At 37.6% G+C, this 18408-nt stretch carries 15 protein-coding genes and 1 pseudogene; 14 read left to right on the top strand and 2 right to left on the bottom strand.

Translation table 11 applies throughout. The features are described 5' to 3' along the window. Window positions 1–990 precede the first annotated feature (990 nt). From mtgA to MT390_RS18500, 4 genes are all read left to right on the top strand, one after another. Complete coding sequence (mtgA, locus tag MT390_RS18515) at window positions 991–1671, top strand: monofunctional biosynthetic peptidoglycan transglycosylase (protein ID WP_299666105.1); 681 nt, start codon at window positions 991–993, stop codon at window positions 1669–1671. Window positions 1672–1943: 272 nt separating this feature from the next. Continuing rightward, window positions 1944–2231 carry an encapsulin-associated ferritin-like protein gene (locus MT390_RS18510; protein ID WP_028869728.1) on the top strand — a complete coding sequence of 96 codons (288 nt, stop codon included), beginning with the start codon at window positions 1944–1946 and terminating at the stop codon, window positions 2229–2231. A gap of 173 nt (window positions 2232–2404) precedes the next feature. Then, on the top strand, window positions 2405–3016 hold the full coding sequence (locus MT390_RS18505; protein WP_499442627.1) for a class I SAM-dependent DNA methyltransferase: 612 nt from the start codon (window positions 2405–2407) through the stop codon (window positions 3014–3016). Between the two features lie 72 nt (window positions 3017–3088). Beyond that, window positions 3089–3436 carry a thioredoxin family protein gene (locus tag MT390_RS18500; protein WP_299666097.1) on the top strand — a complete coding sequence of 116 codons (348 nt, stop codon included), beginning with the start codon at window positions 3089–3091 and terminating at the stop codon, window positions 3434–3436. 190 nt (window positions 3437–3626) lie between these two features. Here MT390_RS18500 and MT390_RS18495 read toward each other — a convergent pair whose 3' ends face one another. After that, window positions 3627–4571 (bottom strand): 2-hydroxyacid dehydrogenase, encoded by a 945-nt coding sequence (locus tag MT390_RS18495; RefSeq protein ID WP_499442625.1) that lies wholly within the window; start codon window positions 4569–4571, stop codon window positions 3627–3629. 463 nt (window positions 4572–5034) lie between these two features. Between MT390_RS18495 and MT390_RS18490 the strand changes: the two genes are divergently transcribed. After that, window positions 5035–6309: a dicarboxylate/amino acid:cation symporter gene (locus MT390_RS18490; RefSeq protein WP_499442624.1), complete on the top strand. Its 1275-nt coding sequence runs from the start codon at window positions 5035–5037 to the stop codon at window positions 6307–6309. Between the two features lie 324 nt (window positions 6310–6633). After that, the gene (locus MT390_RS18485) at window positions 6634–6870 is read left to right on the top strand and encodes a YecH family metal-binding protein (RefSeq protein ID WP_499442622.1); all 237 of its coding nucleotides are present in this window, start codon (window positions 6634–6636) and stop codon (window positions 6868–6870) included. Window positions 6871–7040: 170 nt separating this feature from the next. On the opposite strand, the gene MT390_RS18480 is transcribed toward MT390_RS18485, so the two are convergent. Continuing rightward, window positions 7041–7682, bottom strand: coding sequence for a hypothetical protein (locus MT390_RS18480; RefSeq protein WP_499442620.1), 642 nt, complete (start codon window positions 7680–7682; stop codon window positions 7041–7043). 684 nt (window positions 7683–8366) lie between these two features. Here MT390_RS18480 and nrdA point away from each other — a divergent pair. The 8 genes and pseudogenes from nrdA to MT390_RS18440 all read left to right on the top strand — a co-directional run bounded on the left by nrdA (window position 8367) and on the right by MT390_RS18440 (window position 18408). Next, window positions 8367–10637: a class 1a ribonucleoside-diphosphate reductase subunit alpha gene (gene nrdA / locus MT390_RS18475; RefSeq protein WP_166369639.1), complete on the top strand. Its 2271-nt coding sequence runs from the start codon at window positions 8367–8369 to the stop codon at window positions 10635–10637. Between the two features lie 426 nt (window positions 10638–11063). Continuing rightward, window positions 11064–11600: pseudogene (locus MT390_RS18470) on the top strand (TVP38/TMEM64 family protein); the annotation flags it as partial. Between the two features lie 117 nt (window positions 11601–11717). Next, entirely contained in the window at window positions 11718–13217 is a 1500-nt protein-coding gene (locus MT390_RS18465; RefSeq protein WP_499442630.1) for a dihydrolipoyl dehydrogenase family protein, read from the top strand. Continuing rightward, window positions 13217–14065, top strand: a complete 849-nt coding sequence (locus MT390_RS18460) for a DUF547 domain-containing protein (RefSeq protein ID WP_499442619.1) — start codon at window positions 13217–13219, stop codon at window positions 14063–14065. Before MT390_RS18465 ends, MT390_RS18460 begins: the two co-directional genes overlap by 1 nt. Then, on the top strand, window positions 14052–15335 hold the full coding sequence (locus MT390_RS18455) for an ABC transporter substrate-binding protein (RefSeq protein WP_499442617.1): 1284 nt from the start codon (window positions 14052–14054) through the stop codon (window positions 15333–15335). Before MT390_RS18460 ends, MT390_RS18455 begins: the two co-directional genes overlap by 14 nt. Then, window positions 15332–17041, top strand: a complete 1710-nt coding sequence (locus MT390_RS18450) for an ABC transporter permease (protein ID WP_499442616.1) — start codon at window positions 15332–15334, stop codon at window positions 17039–17041. The genes MT390_RS18455 and MT390_RS18450 overlap by 4 nt, the downstream gene beginning before the upstream one ends. A gap of 8 nt (window positions 17042–17049) precedes the next feature. Continuing rightward, window positions 17050–17733, top strand: a complete 684-nt coding sequence (locus MT390_RS18445) for an ATP-binding cassette domain-containing protein (protein WP_499442615.1) — start codon at window positions 17050–17052, stop codon at window positions 17731–17733. A gap of 21 nt (window positions 17734–17754) precedes the next feature. Next, window positions 17755–18408, top strand: a complete 654-nt coding sequence (locus MT390_RS18440; RefSeq protein ID WP_499442614.1) for a CDP-alcohol phosphatidyltransferase family protein — start codon at window positions 17755–17757, stop codon at window positions 18406–18408.

The raw sequence follows: 18408 nt of genomic DNA, 5'->3' as shown, positions 1-18408 counted from the left end.
AAGGCACGAAGTTAAAAGAAGGTTAAGTCAAAAGATAAATTGTTATAAGTATCTTAACTTTTTAATTTTTTCTTCGTGTCCTTCGTGAAGCGTAGCGCTTCGTGGTTGCTTTAATCTTTTAAAAGCAAAAACCATTAACCACAAACTTACTTAGTTGATAAAAGATAAGATCAAAAGCGATTAACCACGAAGGCACGAAGTTAAAAGAAGGTTAGGTCAAAAGATAAACAGCTTAACTTTTAAATTTTTCTTCGTGTCCTTCGTGAAGCGCAGCGCTTCGTGGTTGCTTTAATCTTTTAAAAGCAAAAACCATTAACCACAAAGTTACTGAGTTGAAAAAGATAAGGTCAAAAGCAATTAACCACGAAGGCACGAAGTTAAAAGAAGGTTAGGTCAAAAGATAAACAGCGATAAGTATTTTAATTTTTTAATTTTTTCTTCGTGTCCTTCGTGAAGCGCAGCGCTTCGTGGTTGCTTTATGCTTTTAAAAAAAGACGTTAACCACAAACTTAATGAGTTTAAAAAGATTAGGTCAAAAGCGATTAACCACGAAGGCACGAAGTTAAGAGAAAGTTAGGTCAAAAGATAAACAGCTTAACTTTTAAATTTTTCTTCGTGTCCTTCGTGAAGCGCAGCGCTTCGTGGTTGCTTTAATCTTTTAAAAGCAAAAACCATTAACCACAAAGTTACTTAGTTGAAAAAGATAAGGTCAAAAGCAATTAACCACGAAGGCACGAAGTTAAGAGAAGGTAAGATCAAAAGATAAAGTATTATAAATTTTTAATTTTTTAATTTTTTAATTTTTCTTCGTGTCCTTCGTGAAGCGCAGCGCTTCGTGGTTGCTTTAATTTTTTAAAAGCAAAAAACTTAAAATGTGGCATTATATGACACTGCTTGTTTTCATTACAAACGAGCAAGTTTAGATTAATCATCAATATTTTTTCGAGTTGTTTACCTTAACCACCTCGTGAACCCAATTAGAGATAACCCATGGCAAAGCGTAAATCGAGTTTTTTAAGAAAAATATGGTTCGTCCTGTGGCGCTTATTATTGATTATGACTTTGATCTTATTAGCATTCCGCTTTGTGCCTTTGCCAACAACGGCATTTATGATGCAAAGCCCTTATCCTGTAACACAAAAATGGATCAGTATTGATAAACTGCCATCCTCGATCTCTTTGGCCGTGGTCGCGTCTGAAGACCAACGTTTTCCTCTGCATTATGGTGTTGATTTTAGTGCGATCATTAAGGCCGTTGAACAATACGGTGATGGTGATGGGCTACGTGGTGCAAGTACTATCACACAACAAACGGCAAAGAATATTTTCCTATGGTCGGGTCGAAGCTTTATACGTAAAGGTCTAGAGGCTGGTTTAGCGATTAGCCTCGAGGCAGTTTGGGGTAAAAAGCGTATTTTAGAGGTGTATTTGAACATCGCTGAATTTGGTAAAGGGATTTATGGTGTTGAGGCTGCCAGCCAACATTATTTTAAAAAATCAGCACGTTATCTCACCAATAATCAAGCGGCACAATTAGCAGTATTACTGCCTAGCCCACAAACACGAGATCCTCGAGATTTAAGTGTTGAACTTAACCAAAGAGTGATTTGGGTTGAGCGACAAATGCGTCAGCTTGGGTCAAACTATCTAGCGCCGATTATTAAAGACTAAAGCGGATATTAAAGGCTAAAACAGATAAAGCACATCAAGACTAAGTTTATCTTTAAAAACACTGCCCTTTCGAACGAAAAAATGGGCATGCTCAATCACTCGCAATAAAGTTTGCTACAGCACCACTTATTGCATTGAAAATATAAGAATCTATTGAACCTCAACTCAATGTAATTTATTGTATTTTTATTGTAATAAGCAGGGTGAAATTTAGAAATATAACAACCTGGGTATACATTACAATCATCACATCAATTATTGAGGAGATAAAAATGTCAAATGAAGGCTATCACGAACCAATAGATGAACTGTCAAATGAAACCAGAGATATGCATCGAGCTATTACTTCTCTGATGGAAGAACTTGAAGCTGTGGATTGGTATAACCAGCGAGTCGATGCCTGTAAGAATGAAGAATTAAAAGCAATACTTGCACATAATAGAGATGAAGAAAAAGAGCACGCCGCAATGGTGCTTGAGTGGATCAGACGACAGGATCCGACCTTTGACAAAGAATTAAAGGACTACCTTTTTACTGATAAGCCTATTGCTCACAAATAAAATGGGTAACGCACAAATACAAGGCGATCTTTCTACCTAACACGCCTTACTATAACCGTTATCATTCAAAGTTGATTGGTAACGGATATAACTACCTTCCCTAGCAGACTTATAACCTTTATTAAGTTAGTTCTCTGTCCTGTAAACGATTTTATAAGTTATTTTTGGAGAATATGTTGAGTAATGAATGGGACCAATATGCCGATAGTTGGGACACTGATCCTAGTGTTAAAGAATATGCAAAAAACGCATTTTCAGCGCTTGTCGCAACCATAAATATTGATGGTTTGAGGGTGCTTGATTTCGGTTGTGGTACAGGGGCATTAACTGAACTGATTAGTCCAAGCGTAAGAAAAATAGTAGCGATTGACCCATCTTCAGAAATGATAAAGTATTTAAATAACAAGGCATTAAATAACGTGGTCTCTGTTGCTGATTATTTGTCTGAAGATCTCATTAGCCACCAGCCAGAGTTAAACCAGCAATTTGATCTAATTGTGGCTTCCTCCGTTTGTAGCTTCTTACCTGATTATGAAACGACATTAAGTTTATTAGCATCATTATTAAAAGAACAAGGCAGCTTCGTACAATGGGATTGGCTATCAGATAATGATTCGGATGAAATGGGGTTATCAGTAGAAAGAGTTAAACAAGCCTTTGCGACGAATAACTTTGTGAATACAACTATAACAACGCCTTTTAGTATGAACAGTTCAAATGGCCAAATGCCTGTTTTAATGGCGATAGGTAAAAATAGCGCCAATATTAGTCAAGCTAATAGATAACCGGATTTGATCCGTTAGCACAGCAGAAAATTACCTTAAACAGGTTTGCACTCTATAAGAGGAATAAATAATATGAAAATTAATGAAACCGGTTTTAACCCTGATTACGAAGAAGAAACGCTTACATTTGAACAAATTAGCGAGTTAACGGGCGATGCTATTATAGAGTTTGGTGCACCTTGGTGTGCTCACTGTCAGGCAGCAACAGGCGCAATAAAAGAAGTATTAACTGAGCACTCCTTAACTACACAGTCAAAGCTGCCTCATATCAAAATATATGACGGTAAAGGCAAAGTTTTAGGTCGCGCATTTAAGGTAAAACTTTGGCCAACATTAATATTACTTCGCGATGGTAAAGAAGTTGATCGTCTAGTAAGGCCATTAAGCGCAGACCAAGTTCGTCAATTAATATTAAAATAATGAATATCTACAGTTAACCTTAGATTCAAGCTTTAATAATTCGCCTTGAACTACGCAAAACTAACGGCACTGTATAGCCCCAAAATATAATCTTATGATTTTATGATTTGATGATTTTAACTATCCTCAATTCCGCTTTCATTAACCAGAATTGAGGTTTTCAATTAAAATTAACTCATCACGCTCGCTATTAATAACCTTTAGTACGGTCAATTGCGTTGAGGATCTCACCGGTATCAAAATAGTTCAATAAATTCTTAGCAACTAACTTTGATGCAGTTCTGGTATTTGTCGGTGCTGATATGTGAGGCAAAATAGTTACCTTTGGCGACTCCCACAGTGCATTATCAACCGGTAAAGGTTCTATTTTAAAAACATCTAACACAGCATGATTTAAGTGATCGCTTTCTAGGTGAGATAATAATGCTTTTTCATCTATTACCTTTCCACGTGAAAAATTAATAATCGATGCACCTTGAGGTAATAGGCTTAGGTTGTGGTCATTTAATAAGTGTTGCGTTTCATGTGTTAATGGCAATAAGCTCACTAAAATATCTGACTGTGTTAATACTTTCTGTAGCCCATCTTTACCATTAAAGCATTGTACGCCTTCTATGCTCGCCAGTTTACGGCTCCATCCAGTAACATTAAAACCATTAAGTCGTAGTTTCTTTGCAGATGTACTACCCAGTACCCCTAACCCTAATATTCCGATTCTTCTATCTTTTAGTTCTACTAAATCAAGCTCACGCCAGATTTTTTGTCTTTGTTGTTGAAGGTATTTGGGCATATCGCGATGTAAATAAAAAGTCCATGCGACGACTGCCTCTGCCATTGTTTCAGCTAAGTTTGGGTCTTCCATACGCACGATATCAAATTTTGTATTAGGTAGTTCTGACACTAACCTTTCTACCCCTGCCCATAAGCTTTGTATCCAGACTAATTTAGGTAGCTCGGTGAGTTGTTTAGGGTCAGGGTTCGCCACGATCGCGACCTCAATATTGAGTTTTTGCTCTGGGGATAGCGCCTCATAAGCGATAATGCTCACGCCTGTTAATTGCGCTTGAATACACGTTATCCAAGCTGTTTTTTCTTTATCTGAAATTTGTCCAATAAATACAATTTGTTTAGTCATAGAGAAATACACCATTCAGAAGAAAATTCGAATTATCAATGCATCAATATATCAGTACATTAATAACAATCAAAATACAGATTCAGGGTAAGATCATGAGTATTCAAACAACAAACTGAAGGACTTTATTTGCATAGTAATGCAGTTTTGAAACGTTTAACTTTCAATCCTTTTCTCTCATACACCAACGTTTTTAAGCTCTACGGTTTTGATCTCGCTCAATCAAAGCGGCATAAAACTAAACACCGGCCTCCTCCCAGACACCTCCCTGAAAAAATAATAAACACCTAAAATAGCAAGGTTTTCTCCTCCTATAACCTTAAAAACAGATATTATTTTCATAAATAAAATAAAAACCAATCTATATCAATTAACAGATCAAGTGATTATGATGTGCTCCCTCAACAATTTATATTATTAAAAATTCATTTTTTATCACTTTTAACGACTTTATGGACTTGTTATGAACAACAAAAATAACTCAGCTCAATCAGGTGGAGTATGGTCACGCCTGGAACTATGGAAAAAAATTCTGATAGGAATGCTTCTCGGTGTGATGGTTGGTACTTTGATGGGGCCTAGTGCTGAAATTCTTAAACCATTAGGTACACTTTTCATTAATGCCATTAAAATGCTGATTGTTCCGTTGGTTTTTTTCTCACTTATTGTCGGTATCACTTCAATGCAAGATACCAAAAAAATGGGACGAATTGGACTTAAAGCAATTGTGCTTTATTTAGGAACCACGGCTTTTGCAATCACTATTGGTCTTGGGCTTGCTACTATTTTCACACCGGGCGCAGGATTGGAGATGGTTGCAGTATCATCAGATGCAGCGATACCTAATGCGCCGACTTTGGTCCAAACATTACTTAATATGATCCCTAAAAACCCAGTAGGCGCATTAGCAGCGGGTAATATTTTACAAATTATCGTGTTTGCTATTGGTTTAGGTGTTTCTTTAGCGTTGATTGGTGAAAAAGCCGATCCTGCGATCAAGCTTTTTGAAAGCCTTGCAGAAGCGATGTATAAACTAACTGAGTTAGTGATGAAACTTGCTCCTTATGGCGTATTTGGCCTAATGGCTTGGGTTTCAGGCAAATATGGTGCAGACGTATTACTACCATTAATAAAAGTAATTGCCGTTGTGTATTTAGGGGCATTAATCCATATTGTTGTATTTTACAGTGGTGTGATTGCTATTGTGGGCCGCCTAAACCCTGTTCGTTACTTAAAAAGCTTAACAAACCCAGCTGCCGTTGCATTTACCACAGCAAGTAGTTCAGGCACTCTGCCAGCGACAATTAAAGCTTCACGTGAAGAACTAGGAGTTTCTAAAGGTATCGCAAGTTTCGTTCTACCACTTGGTACAACCATTAACATGGATGGAACGGCTTTATATCAAGGGGTTTGTGCTCTGTTTATCGCACAGGCATTTGGTGTTGACCTTGAGGCTGCTGACTACATTACGATCATACTAACGGCTACATTAGCGTCAGTAGGTACCGCAGGTGTCCCTGGTGCTGGTCTGATCATGCTTTCATTAGTATTAACAACCGTCGGCCTTCCACTGGAAGGATTAGCGATTGTTGCAGGTATCGACCGTATTCTTGATATGGCGCGTACTACTGTTAATATTTGTGGCGATATGATGGTTTCTTTATTGGTTGCTAAAAGTGAAGGAGAGCTTGATGAAGAGATCTTCGAAGGCAAAAAAGCATTCCAAGAAACGGTATAAAACTGACTGTTAATAAGATCAAACGCCGCTGACTAGTGGCGTTTTTTTAAACCTTATTTGCGCTGAATTTCAAATAAAACACTTCAAAAAATCTTCGAGTAAACACCACTAATACCTAGCTCCAGCAATAACAGTCGCATTCACAGCCTATCAAACTGATATCTATTAATAAGACTCAATCTATATAAATCTATTGCTGACACTTTGCTTATAGACACAATTTGTTTTGCATCAATACCTAAGTAATTGGTTTGGTTATAGTGTGCCGAAGTTAACTCATCCACTACTGTGGATATTTGATAAAAATCGGAGCGAAGATTAAACATGAATCAATCTATACACGGTCATCAGGTTATGGAAATGATGGCAAAATCAGAACAAACTTATACTAAACAAGCGTTAAAAGCAGAAATTGCTACTAGTTTTGGTGAGAATGCACGTTTTCATACTTGCATGGGCAGCGACTTAAGCGCGGATCAATTGATTGAGTTTCTAGCATCGAAGGGAAAGTTTATAGAATCAGTAGAGGGGGTTAAAATGCCAGAAGAGCACCTTTGTTAAATTTATAAACACTATTAATGGTTAAATGAATGCTGTCAGGTAAGGTTTAATGTAGAGCATTGATAAAAGAGTGTATAAGCACTCCTTTATCAATAGCCACGTTTAATAATAATCTAAGGGCCTGTACTAGTATTTTGAAGTCCCTGTAAATATTTACAGCGACTTAACAATTAACCTTTTACATTCACTGCCGCATCTTTAAAAAAGGCGTGTAAAGTCAAGATCAGGTGCTTTTCTAGTATTTGAGATGTAAAGTCATTTAATGTGTTATAAGACTCAAAATCACCTCTTTCATGGTCAACTTGGTCTCTTACTTTAAAGTTTTTACTAAAAATAACTTCGCCTTTTTGCTGTAAAATATATTTCGCGTCAAAGTCTGCAATAATATCGTACTCAGAAGATGCAAAACCCAACGTTAATAAGTTTTTACCAAGGCTTTTTGCAAATTCATAATCTGCATAAGCAGGCCCGCGCTTGTTATATGCGGTCAGTTCAATTTTTAACGTTAAGTCAGGATTATCAACTAAATACTTAACCGAAATAGGTAACTGTTCAAATATAAGTTTAGGCAGCTCTTTTAAAGTTGATGCCGATGCAACAGATAACTCAGCTTCTTCTAATGGAGCTAAAGGTAATTGTTCTCCTCCAGTGAAGATACCAGGCTTAGGTTGGCTATATAATATTTCATAATTTAGCGACTTATTTTCATAGGCCGTATCATGTATTTTTACGACGACTGGCATTTTAATTTCTGCATGAGTTGCACATCCGGCTAACACTGACACCATTAATAATAATATTACTTTTTTCATTTTAATATCTCACGTCCTATCAATATTTGAATAGTAGGCTAGGACGAATAGAAGCCTAATAAACACATCAACAATCATCGCCGATAAAATAACACTTAGTGATTATATAAATGACTAATTTATGACAATAAATTTTCACCGGAGTCTACTACACTCTTAAGAAAGATCAACAACTTAAAAGCAAAAAATTAAATTATGGGATCAACGAAAGTTAATGATAACTGAGGATGAAGAGTCGACGAACAAGGAGAGTTAATATAGAAGGTATCGTTATTATATTATTTAAAAACTAAGTTGATAGGTTTTATCAATAATCTATCAACATAAAGAATTGTAAAATTGAGATATCAAAAAATAAATTTTTAAAAATTATTGCTGCTATAAAACGCAATTTTTACATTTAAAAAAAACCAAAATAGTTATTGCAATTTGTATAAAACAGACCTCACTTACAGCATTTTGTTAGTAAGTACTAACAGATATAAACCATGCCAATTTGTCCACAATTTTATCCACTAATTTAATAATAGTTATCCCTTGAAAAATTTTCAAAAAGCTTTATCTTGTGCCTCTTCCTTAAAACCAACACTACATCTTGTGTTTTAAATGAACAATCAACACTATAAGAAATAACTGCTTGTAATCGCTAAAGTAATTATTTTGTTCTTCGAAAAAGGTAAAAAAATGAATAAAAACCTATCTGTGACCAAACGAAACGGAAAGAGAGAAAGCATTGATCTTGAGAAAATTCACCGCGTGATCACATGGGCGGCTGAAGGGCTAAGTAATGTTTCTGTTTCACAGGTAGAGTTAAATTCACATATCCAGTTTTACGATGGCATTCGTACCGACGATATTCATGAAACTATTATCAAAGCCGCTGCGGACTTAATCTCTGAAGAGTCACCAGATTACCAATACTTAGCAGCTCATTTAGCGGTATTCCATTTACGTAAACGTGCTTACCGTCGTTTCACGCCACCAAGTGTGTTTGAACATGTCAGTAAAATGGTGTCAAAAGGCAAATACGATGAGCATCTATTAGCCGATTACACCAAACAAGAATTTGAAGAAATGGACAAGTTTATCGACCATGATCGTGACTTGAACTTCTCTTATGCGGCAGTAAAGCAGTTAGAAGGTAAATACCTGATTCAAAACCGTGTTACCGGCGAGATTTATGAGAGTGCACAGTTTTTATACCTGATGGTGTCTGCTTGTTTATTTGCTGATTACGATAAAGATGTGCGTTTAGATTATGTAAAACGTTTTTACGACGCAACGTCTCAATTTAAAATATCATTACCGACGCCTATTATGTCTGGCGTACGTACACCAACACGTCAATTTAGTTCATGTGTACTTATTGAAGCAGATGATAGCTTAGACTCTATCAACGCGACCTCAAGCGCCATTGTGAAATATGTATCGCAACGTGCGGGTATTGGTATCAATGCAGGTCGTATTCGCGCAATGGGTAGTACAATCCGTGGTGGCGAAGCCTTCCACACAGGTTGTATTCCCTTTTACAAACACTTCCAAACGGCGGTTAAATCTTGTTCTCAAGGTGGTGTTCGTGGTGGTGCAGCAACGGTCTTCTACCCTATTTGGCATTTAGAAGTTGAATCATTATTAGTACTTAAAAATAACCGTGGTATCGACTCAAACCGTGTTCGTCATCTTGATTATGGTGTACAACTGGGCCGTTTATTCTACCAACGTTTAATCGACAAGAAAGACATCACTTTATTTAGTCCATCTGATACACCGGGACTATACGATGCTTTCTTTGAAGACCAAGATGAATTTGAGCGTTTATACCATCTATATGAAAGTGATGAGTCTATTCGTCAAACTTCGATTCCATCAGTACAATTATTCTCACTACTGATGCAGGAACGTGCAAGTACAGGTCGTATTTACATTCAAAATGTCGACCATTGTAATACGCATAGCCCATTTGATAGTAAAGTTGCACCGGTTCGTCAGAGTAACCTATGTTTAGAAATTGCATTGCCGACTAAGCCGTTAAGTCATATTAAAGATGAAGAAGGCGAAATTGCGTTATGTACGTTGTCAGCCATCAACTTAGGTGCGATTAAGTCATTAGATGAAATCGAAGAACTGTCTGAACTAGCGGTACGCGCTTTAGATAACTTATTAGATTATCAAGATTACCCAATTCTAGCAGCAGAAAAAAGCAGCATGAACCGCCGTACGTTAGGTATAGGCGTAATCAACTATGCTTACTACTTAGCAAAAAATGGCGTGAAGTACTCAGATGGCAGTGCAAACAACCTGACACATAAAACCTTTGAAGCGATTCAATTCTACCTATTGAAAGCATCAAACAAATTAGCCAAAGAACGTGGTGCTTGCCCACTATTTAATGAAACTAATTACGCAAAAGGTATTCTGCCATTAGATACCTATAAAAAATCGCTAGATGCGATTTGTGATGAAGCCTATCACCTAGATTGGGAAACATTACGTGCAGATATCGTTAAAGATGGTTTACGTAACTCAACATTATCAGCATTGATGCCTTCTGAAACATCAAGCCAGATATCTAATGCAACCAATGGTATTGAACCACCACGTGGTTTCATCAGTATCAAAGCGAGTAAAGATGGGATTTTAAAACAGGTTGTTCCTGAGTTTGATAAATACAAAGCAAACTACGAACTGTTATGGACCATCCCTAATAACCAAGGTTATTTAGAGTTAGTAGGTATTATGCAAAAGTTTGTTGACCAAGCTATTTCAGCAAACACTAACTATGATCCTAAACGTTTTGATGATGGCAAAGTGCCGATGACTACGTTACTTAAAGATCTGTTAATGGCTTACAAAATGGGTCTTAAAACACTTTATTACCATAACACCCGTGATGGTGCTGATGATGAAAAAGTAATTGAAGACGATGGCTGTGCCGGTGGCGCTTGTAAGATATAACCGTTGTGTTTAATTAAATGTGTCATTATTGTGGATAAGTTACAATTAATTGTTATAAAAAGAATGTACTAAGTACATTCTTTTTTTTTGCCTATAATCTATGTTTCGTGCGTTTGCAGACAAAACTAACATTTTGCTTTTAAACAATAAAATAACCAGATCATTTCTACTATCTCTCCTATACTTTTTGTTCCAAAAAACATCTCAATTAACTTTTTTCACTTTTTTTAGATTAATAAGCAATTAAAAACAGCTTACTAAGGTCTTTATGTTTGAGTTATCCATTGCACGATGAAAAGCTGTTCGGTAATAAGGCAGCGATTTTAAAATAATAAAGTCATGGGTATGAAAATTCGACGTTGGTGCTTAAGAAGTTGTTGCTCAATTGAAGACCACCACATCGCATCCATATAAAGGTTATAAACTATGTTAAAGAAGATCGTACTACTGTTATTGGCAATCGTATTAATAGGATTGTTTTTTCATTTCAACTTACACCAACTCTTAACCTTAGATGGATTGAAAGGATCAATGGATCAATTCAGTGAGTTGAGAGAGCAATCCCCGCTTTTAGTTATTGGTGGTTTCTTTGTTCTGTATGTTTTAGTTACCGCTTTAGCATTACCCGGAGCGGCTATTTTAACACTAGCTGCTGGCGCTTTATTTGGATTGTTTGAAGGCTTTGTGATTGCTTCATTTGCTTCAAGTTTAGGTGCTTTGTGTTCATTTTTAGTGTCGCGTTATTTATTACGTGATTCACTTAAAAAACGTTTTCCAGAACGACTAGCAGCGATTGATGAAGGGATCAAAAAAGAAGGTGCTTTTTACCTATTCACTTTACGCCTTGTGCCTATTTTCCCTTTCTTCTTAATCAACCTATTAATGGGTGTAACTGCACTTAAATCGTGGACATTCTACTGGGTTAGCCAATTAGGTATGTTAGCCGGTACATTTATCTACGTAAACGCAGGTACTCAGCTTGCTCAAATAGATAGCCTATCGAATATTTTATCCTTTAACCTAATTATCTCTTTTGTTTTATTAGGTCTATTTCCACTTATCGCAAAAGGAATTGTCAATATGATCAAAAAACGCCGTGTTTACAGTAAATGGACTAAACCAGCTAAGTTCGACCGTAATATGGTTGTTATTGGTGCTGGCGCAGGTGGCCTTGTTACTAGTTATATTGCAGCCGCAGTAAAAGCGAAGGTAACTTTAATTGAAGCCGGAGAGATGGGTGGAGACTGTCTTAACTATGGTTGTGTTCCGAGTAAAGCTATTATTAAAAGTGCAAAAATTGCTGAACAAATTCGTAATGCGCACCACTACGGTTTAGAAGATACAACACCACAGTTTTCATTCAAAAAAGTAATGGAACGTGTTCATCAAGTTGTTGCCGATGTAGCACCTCACGATAGTGTTGAACGTTATACTAACTTAGGTGTTGAAGTAGAGAAAGGTTATGCAAAAATCCTTGACCCTTGGACTGTACAAATTAGCTATGAAGATGGAACAACCAAGAAACTAACAACACGCAGTATTGTTATTGCAACCGGTGCACGTCCATTTGTACCACCACTACCAGGTATTGAAGAAACAGGTTATGTGACCAGTGATACATTATGGAATGAGTTCGCTAAGCTTGAACAAGCTCCGAGAAAGTTAGTGGTATTAGGTGGCGGTCCAATCGGTTCAGAATTAGCACAAAGTTTTGCACGCTTAGGTTCTAACGTGACGCAAATTGAAATGGCTGAACGCATCATGATCAAAGAAGATCTTGAAGTGTCTGAATTTGCAACTGAATCGCTAAAAGAAAGTGGCGTTAATATCCTGACTTCACATCAAGCATTACGTTGTGAAATGAAAGACGGTAAGAAGTTCATCATCGTTAAACATAACGAACAAGAGATTGAAATTGAGTATGACCAATTATTATGTGCGGTAGGTCGAAGTGCACGTTTAACGGGTTATGGTTTAGAAGAGTTAGGTATTGAAACAAACCGTACTATTTTAACTAACGAGTATTTAGAAACTCTTTACCCGAACATCTTTGCTGCTGGTGACATTGTTGGTCCTTATCAATTTACACATGTTGCTGCGCATCAAGGTTGGTACGCTGCAGTCAATGGTTTATTCGGTAACTTGAAGAAATTTAAAGTGGATTACCGCGTGATCCCATGGACAACCTTTATTGACCCTGAAGTTGCTCGTGTTGGTATTAATGAAGCAGACGCTAAAGAACGTGGTATTGATTATGAAATTACTCGCTTTGATTTTGAAGAGCTAGATCGCGCAATCACAGATAGTGCGACTAAAGGTTTTATCAAGGTCATCACGCCTAAAGGTAAAGATAAGATTTTAGGGGTAACCATTGTTTCAGAACACGCTGGTGATTTAATCGCAGAGTTTGTTTTAGCCATGAAACACGGCCTAGGACTGAATAAGATTCTAGGTACGATCCACAGTTACCCAACATGGGCTGAAGGTAATAAGTACGCAGCCGGTGAATGGAAGCGTAATCATGCACCACAAACAGTATTAAACTGGTTAGAGAAATACCATACATGGAGACGTGGTTAATGGCATCTGTCATAGCAAATACAACCAATAAGGTAAGCGCCCTAGTGCGCTTCACCTTAGGGGCTGCACTATTGAGCAGTTCAATGCTAAGTAATGTTTATGCTGATACAAGCACTAATTTACATGCTAGTTGGACTGAATTACTTGAGCAAAATATCTCCCCAATTAATAAAGGACACAGCACAGCGGTTGACTACCCTGCTTTTAAGAGTCAAGAAAGCGAACTACAAGTTTACCTTGATAAATTAAGTGAAGTCTCTCGTGCAGATTTTGATGCTTGGTCGAAAGAGAAGCAATTAGCATTTTTAATCAATGCTTATAATGCATGGACTGTTGAGTTTATTTTAACTGAATACCCTGACCTAGAATCGATTAAAGATTTAGGAAGTTTATTTAGTTCTCCGTGGGATAAAGAATTTATTCCGCTGTTAGGTAAAAAAATAAGTTTAAACAATATCGAGCATGATCTTATTCGAGGTAGTGACCGCTATAACGATCCACGTATTCATTTTGCCGTAAACTGTGCCAGTATTGGCTGCCCTGCACTTCGAGAAGAAGCTTACACAGCCGATAACCTTGAGCAGCAATTAACGCAACAAACTGAGCGTTTCTTAACAGATACAAGTCGTAACTACATCAAGGGTGATAGTTTTTATCTGTCGTCAATCTTTAAATGGTATGGTGATGACTTTGAAGTTGGGTTTCGTGGTACTAAGTCAATACAAAGCTTTATAGGGCTTTATGCAGAGGCTTTGACATTGAATACGCAGCAAGCATTAACATTAAAAAACCAAGATTTTAATGTTAAATTTTTAGATTACAATTGGAAAATTAATGCGACTAAGTAAATGTTTAAATAACTATTACCGTCAATTGATCATTAGTCTTTGTCTGCTAAGCGTTGTTTCGCTTAGCAGCAATGTATTTGCAAATGAAGTAAATATTGAAGCTAAATCGACTTCCCGTGCTTGGCATAATGTTGAAAAACGTGGCACAAAACAAAACGTATATTTTCATGCGTGGGGAGGCGATCAACAAATTAATAATTATATTCAATGGGTTGCTGATCAAGTTAAGCAAAAATATCAGATAAATTTACACCATGTAAAACTCACAGATACCAGTGAAGCAGTCAGTCGTGTTTTAGCAGAAAAAGCAGCAGACAATCATCGTAATGGCCAAGTTGATTTAGTTTGGATCAACGGGGCTAACTTTGCATCGATGGCCAAATATGAATTACTCGCAGCAGATTGGGCGGGAGAGTTGCCTAATTTTGAATTAACCAATCCCACTAATAACCCTGCGATGACACGCGATTTTGGTGTCCCAACACAGGGAATGGAAGCACCATGGGGACAAGCCGCCCTGACTTTTTACTTTGATAGTTTAAAAGTAAATGATGTGCCACAAACATTACCCGAACTATTAACTTGGAGTGAAAATCACCCAGGTCATTTCACTTACCCTAAACCACCTGACTTTTTAGGTATGAGCTTTCTCAAATACGCGTTGATCATTTTAAATGAACAACAGCCGGCGAATATTAAAGAAAAACTCTACCAAGAAGCGACAGTAGAAAGCCAAGTGCAATTATTACCGCAGTTATGGCAGTTTTTAGATCAATTGCACCCAACTTTATGGCGTCAAGGTAAACACTTTGTATCCAATGGGTTAGCATTGCGCCGTCTAATGGGCGATACAGAGCTACAAGTCTCATTTACCTTTTCAGCCGCTGAAATCCCTTCTGCTATTTCTCGCTATGACTTACCAGATAGTACGCGCAGCTATAGAATGAAAGATGGTAGTTTAAGCAATATCCACTTTGTAGCAATTCCTTATAACTCACCTCATATTGAGGGCGCTAAATTAGTAGCTAACTTTTTATTAAGCCCAGAAGCACAATCTAGAAAACAAAAGACAGCTGTCTGGGGCGATAGTAGTGTACTCGATTTATCACAATTAACTGCAGCACAAAAAATGCTCTTTGATGCTCCTGAAAAACAACATGCAAGCGCGAATATCATCAATATAGATAACACCCGTTTGTTAGGCGAGTTACACCCTAGCTGGGTTAAAGTCATCACAGAACAGTGGCTTACCCGCTATGGAGTACAATGATGATAGTTGCTAATACCCTGTTTACGCGTGTAGTGCGTAATAGTCCATACCTGTTAATTGCATTATTAGTAGTACCTGTATTAGGTGGTCTATTAGGTGTGTTGTTACCTGCTTTTGGTTGGTTTCCCGCACTTGGTGCGCATGAATTTGGTTTGTTTGGGTTTGTTCAACTTTTTCAAACTCCAGGCATTGAGCGTATGGTATTGCTCAGCTTTGGTACAAGCTTAGTCAGTACATTATTAGCTTTTATAATCACTATTTTAATACTCGCGAGTTATTTCAATAGCCCATGGTTAAAACGGATCCAGCGTTTATTAGGCCCGATATTAGTTATTCCTCATGCAGCAGCCGCGATAGCAATTGGTTTTTTAATCACCCCTTCTGGTTTTTTATCTCGACTTGTTTCACCTTGGTTAACAGGTTGGGACACTCCACCAGATTGGCTTCTGCCACATGATCCCTATGGCTTAAGTATCATCTTCGGACTGACCCTTAAAGAACTCCCCTTTTTACTGTTAATCGCCCTAGGGGTATTAGCACAACCTGAAATTGGTAAAACCCTTCGTGCACAACATAAAGTGGCATCGAGTTTAGGCTATTGTCCAATGACTGGCTTTTTTAAAGTCATTTTACCAAGCCTTTACGGTTATATGCGTTTACCGCTTCTTGCAGTATTAGCTTATTCAAGCGCGAGTGTAGAAATTCCCTTAATTTTAGGACCAAACACTCCTCCAACCTTAGCCGTTGCAATCATGCAGTGGTTTAGCGATGTTGATTTAAGCTTACGTATTAAAGCGTCATCGGGGGCAATTTTACAAATTGTAATTACTCTCTCGTTATTAGGTAGTTGGTGGTTATTAGAATTATTGGTTAAAAAGTGCAGCGCGGCATTTTTAATTAATGGCGAACGAGAATATGGCGGCATGTTCATCAAGCGATTAACAGATATGATCACAATCGCGATGCTCTCCATTATTGGCTTAGCCTTAGTTGCAATGGTGTTATGGTCTTTTGCAGGTTTTTGGTCTTACCCTGATATTCTGCCGCAACAACTGGTTAGCTTGCATTGGACATCGGCCTTATTACAGATGCAAACGCCCTTATTTAACACATTGGTAATAGCCATCAGCACTACTTTAATTGCTATTGCGTTAACACTGCTGGTACTTGAAGCTGAACAACAAAATACTAAAACCATCTCTGCGATCAGTGGTTTTATTATTTATCTACCGTTGCTTATTCCAAGTATCGCTTTTCTATTTGGCATCGTTTGGTTATTTGAGCAAGTAAACAGCCAACATGCTTATGTTAATGTTGTTTTTTCGCATTTATTGTTTGTTTTACCCTATGTGTTTTTATCTCTGGCTAACAGCTATCGTCGTTTAGATCCTCGCTTTAGCTCAGTAGCAGCAAGTCTTGGCGTGCCGCCCTCAAAAATATTTTGGCAGTTAAAATTGCCACTTTTAATCTCACCTATTTTAATTGCCAGCGCGTTAGGTTTAGCGATTAGCTTTAGCCAATATTTACCTACCCTGTTATCGGGTGCAGGTCGAATCAATACCATCACAACGGAAGCGGTTACCCTTGCTAATGGAGCGAGTAGAAGAACCAGTGCGGTTTACGCATTAATGCAGATGTTATTACCTGCACTATTTTTTATATTAGCTTGGGCTGTACCAAAATTTTTCTTTCGTAAGAGAGGTTAGGAAATCAAATGAAATCACCATCAACATTGACTCAGAAAATACCATCACTGAACATTAGTCACTTGCAATTGAAACAACAAGGAACGCCTTTATTATCTCTTAATGAAGAAGTTAAAGGCGGTGAAGTACTAGCCATTATGGGCCCTTCTGGTAGTGGTAAATCGACCTTGTTAAATTGGTTAGTAGGCATGTTACCCAGCGATTTTACTGCCACTGGAGAGCTGTATTTAAATGGCCAAGATATCACTAATACCGCAAGCCACCTTCGCCATATTGGTTTGTTATATCAAGATCCTTTATTGTTTCCGCATCTAACCGTAGCAGGCAATATTGCCTTTGCGATGCCTAAGGGTGATAAACAAACGCGTCAAGATGAAATTAGCGAAGCATTAAATCAAGTAGGTCTTGCTGGCATGGAAAAACGTTGTCCACAACAATTATCGGGTGGTCAACAAGCGCGAGTTGCTTTGTTACGTGTATTATTAAGCAAACCAAAAGCAATTTTATTAGATGAACCTTTCAGTAAATTAGATAGCCAATTGCGCCAAGAAACGCGCCAATTAGTGTTTGAACAAATACAGCGTTATAGCTTACCTGCGGTGATGGTGACACATGACCAAAGTGATGCGGTTGCAGCACAGGGTAAAGTGATCACATTAGATACTGTATCTTTAAATGAAGTCGCTTCATAAAACCAAATAATAGGAAAAGAGATGCTAGATAAATTTGTCACTCCCTACATCAAACCCTTATTAATGCCCTTCGTAACGCAACTAGATAAACGTGGTGTACACGCGGATCAAATTACCGTGGTTGGTTTTGTTATTGGTTTATTAGCGGTTCCTTTATTAGCGGCACAACTTTGGACCGCAGCTTTAGTGATGATCATCCTTAATCGTGTCTTTGATGGTTTAGATGGTGCGCTGGCTCGTTATCAACAACGTAGTAGTAGCGCGGGTGGTTTTTTAGATATTTGTGTCGATTTTTTGTTCTATGCTGCTATTCCCTTAGGCTTTGCTTTAGCGGATCCGGTTCAAAATGCATTAGCCGCATCGGTATTATTAACCGTCTTTATTGGCACAGGTTCAAGCTTTTTAGCCTTTGCTATTCCCGCTGAAAAATTAAACCTAGCACGTCCACAGTTTGCTAATAAGAGTTTTTATTTTTTAAATGGTTTGACCGAGGGCACAGAAACTATCGCCTTTTTTGTGGCTTTTTGTTTATGGCCAGCTTACTTTCCTGAATTGGCTTACAGTTTTGCTTTTTTAGGAGCGATCACTATTTTTACTCGCATCAATGGCGGTTACCAAACGTTAAAAAGTCATACTGTTACGGATGCTCAACAAAGCAAAGAGCAGGATAAATAA

The organism is Vibrio sp. 2-Bac 85 (genome assembly GCF_037546705.1).
In the GTDB taxonomy this organism is placed as follows: Bacteria; Pseudomonadota; Gammaproteobacteria; order Enterobacterales; family Psychromonadaceae; genus Psychromonas.
Note: the sequence above shows the minus strand (reverse complement) of the source record. Positions and strands in the feature narration are given on the sequence as shown.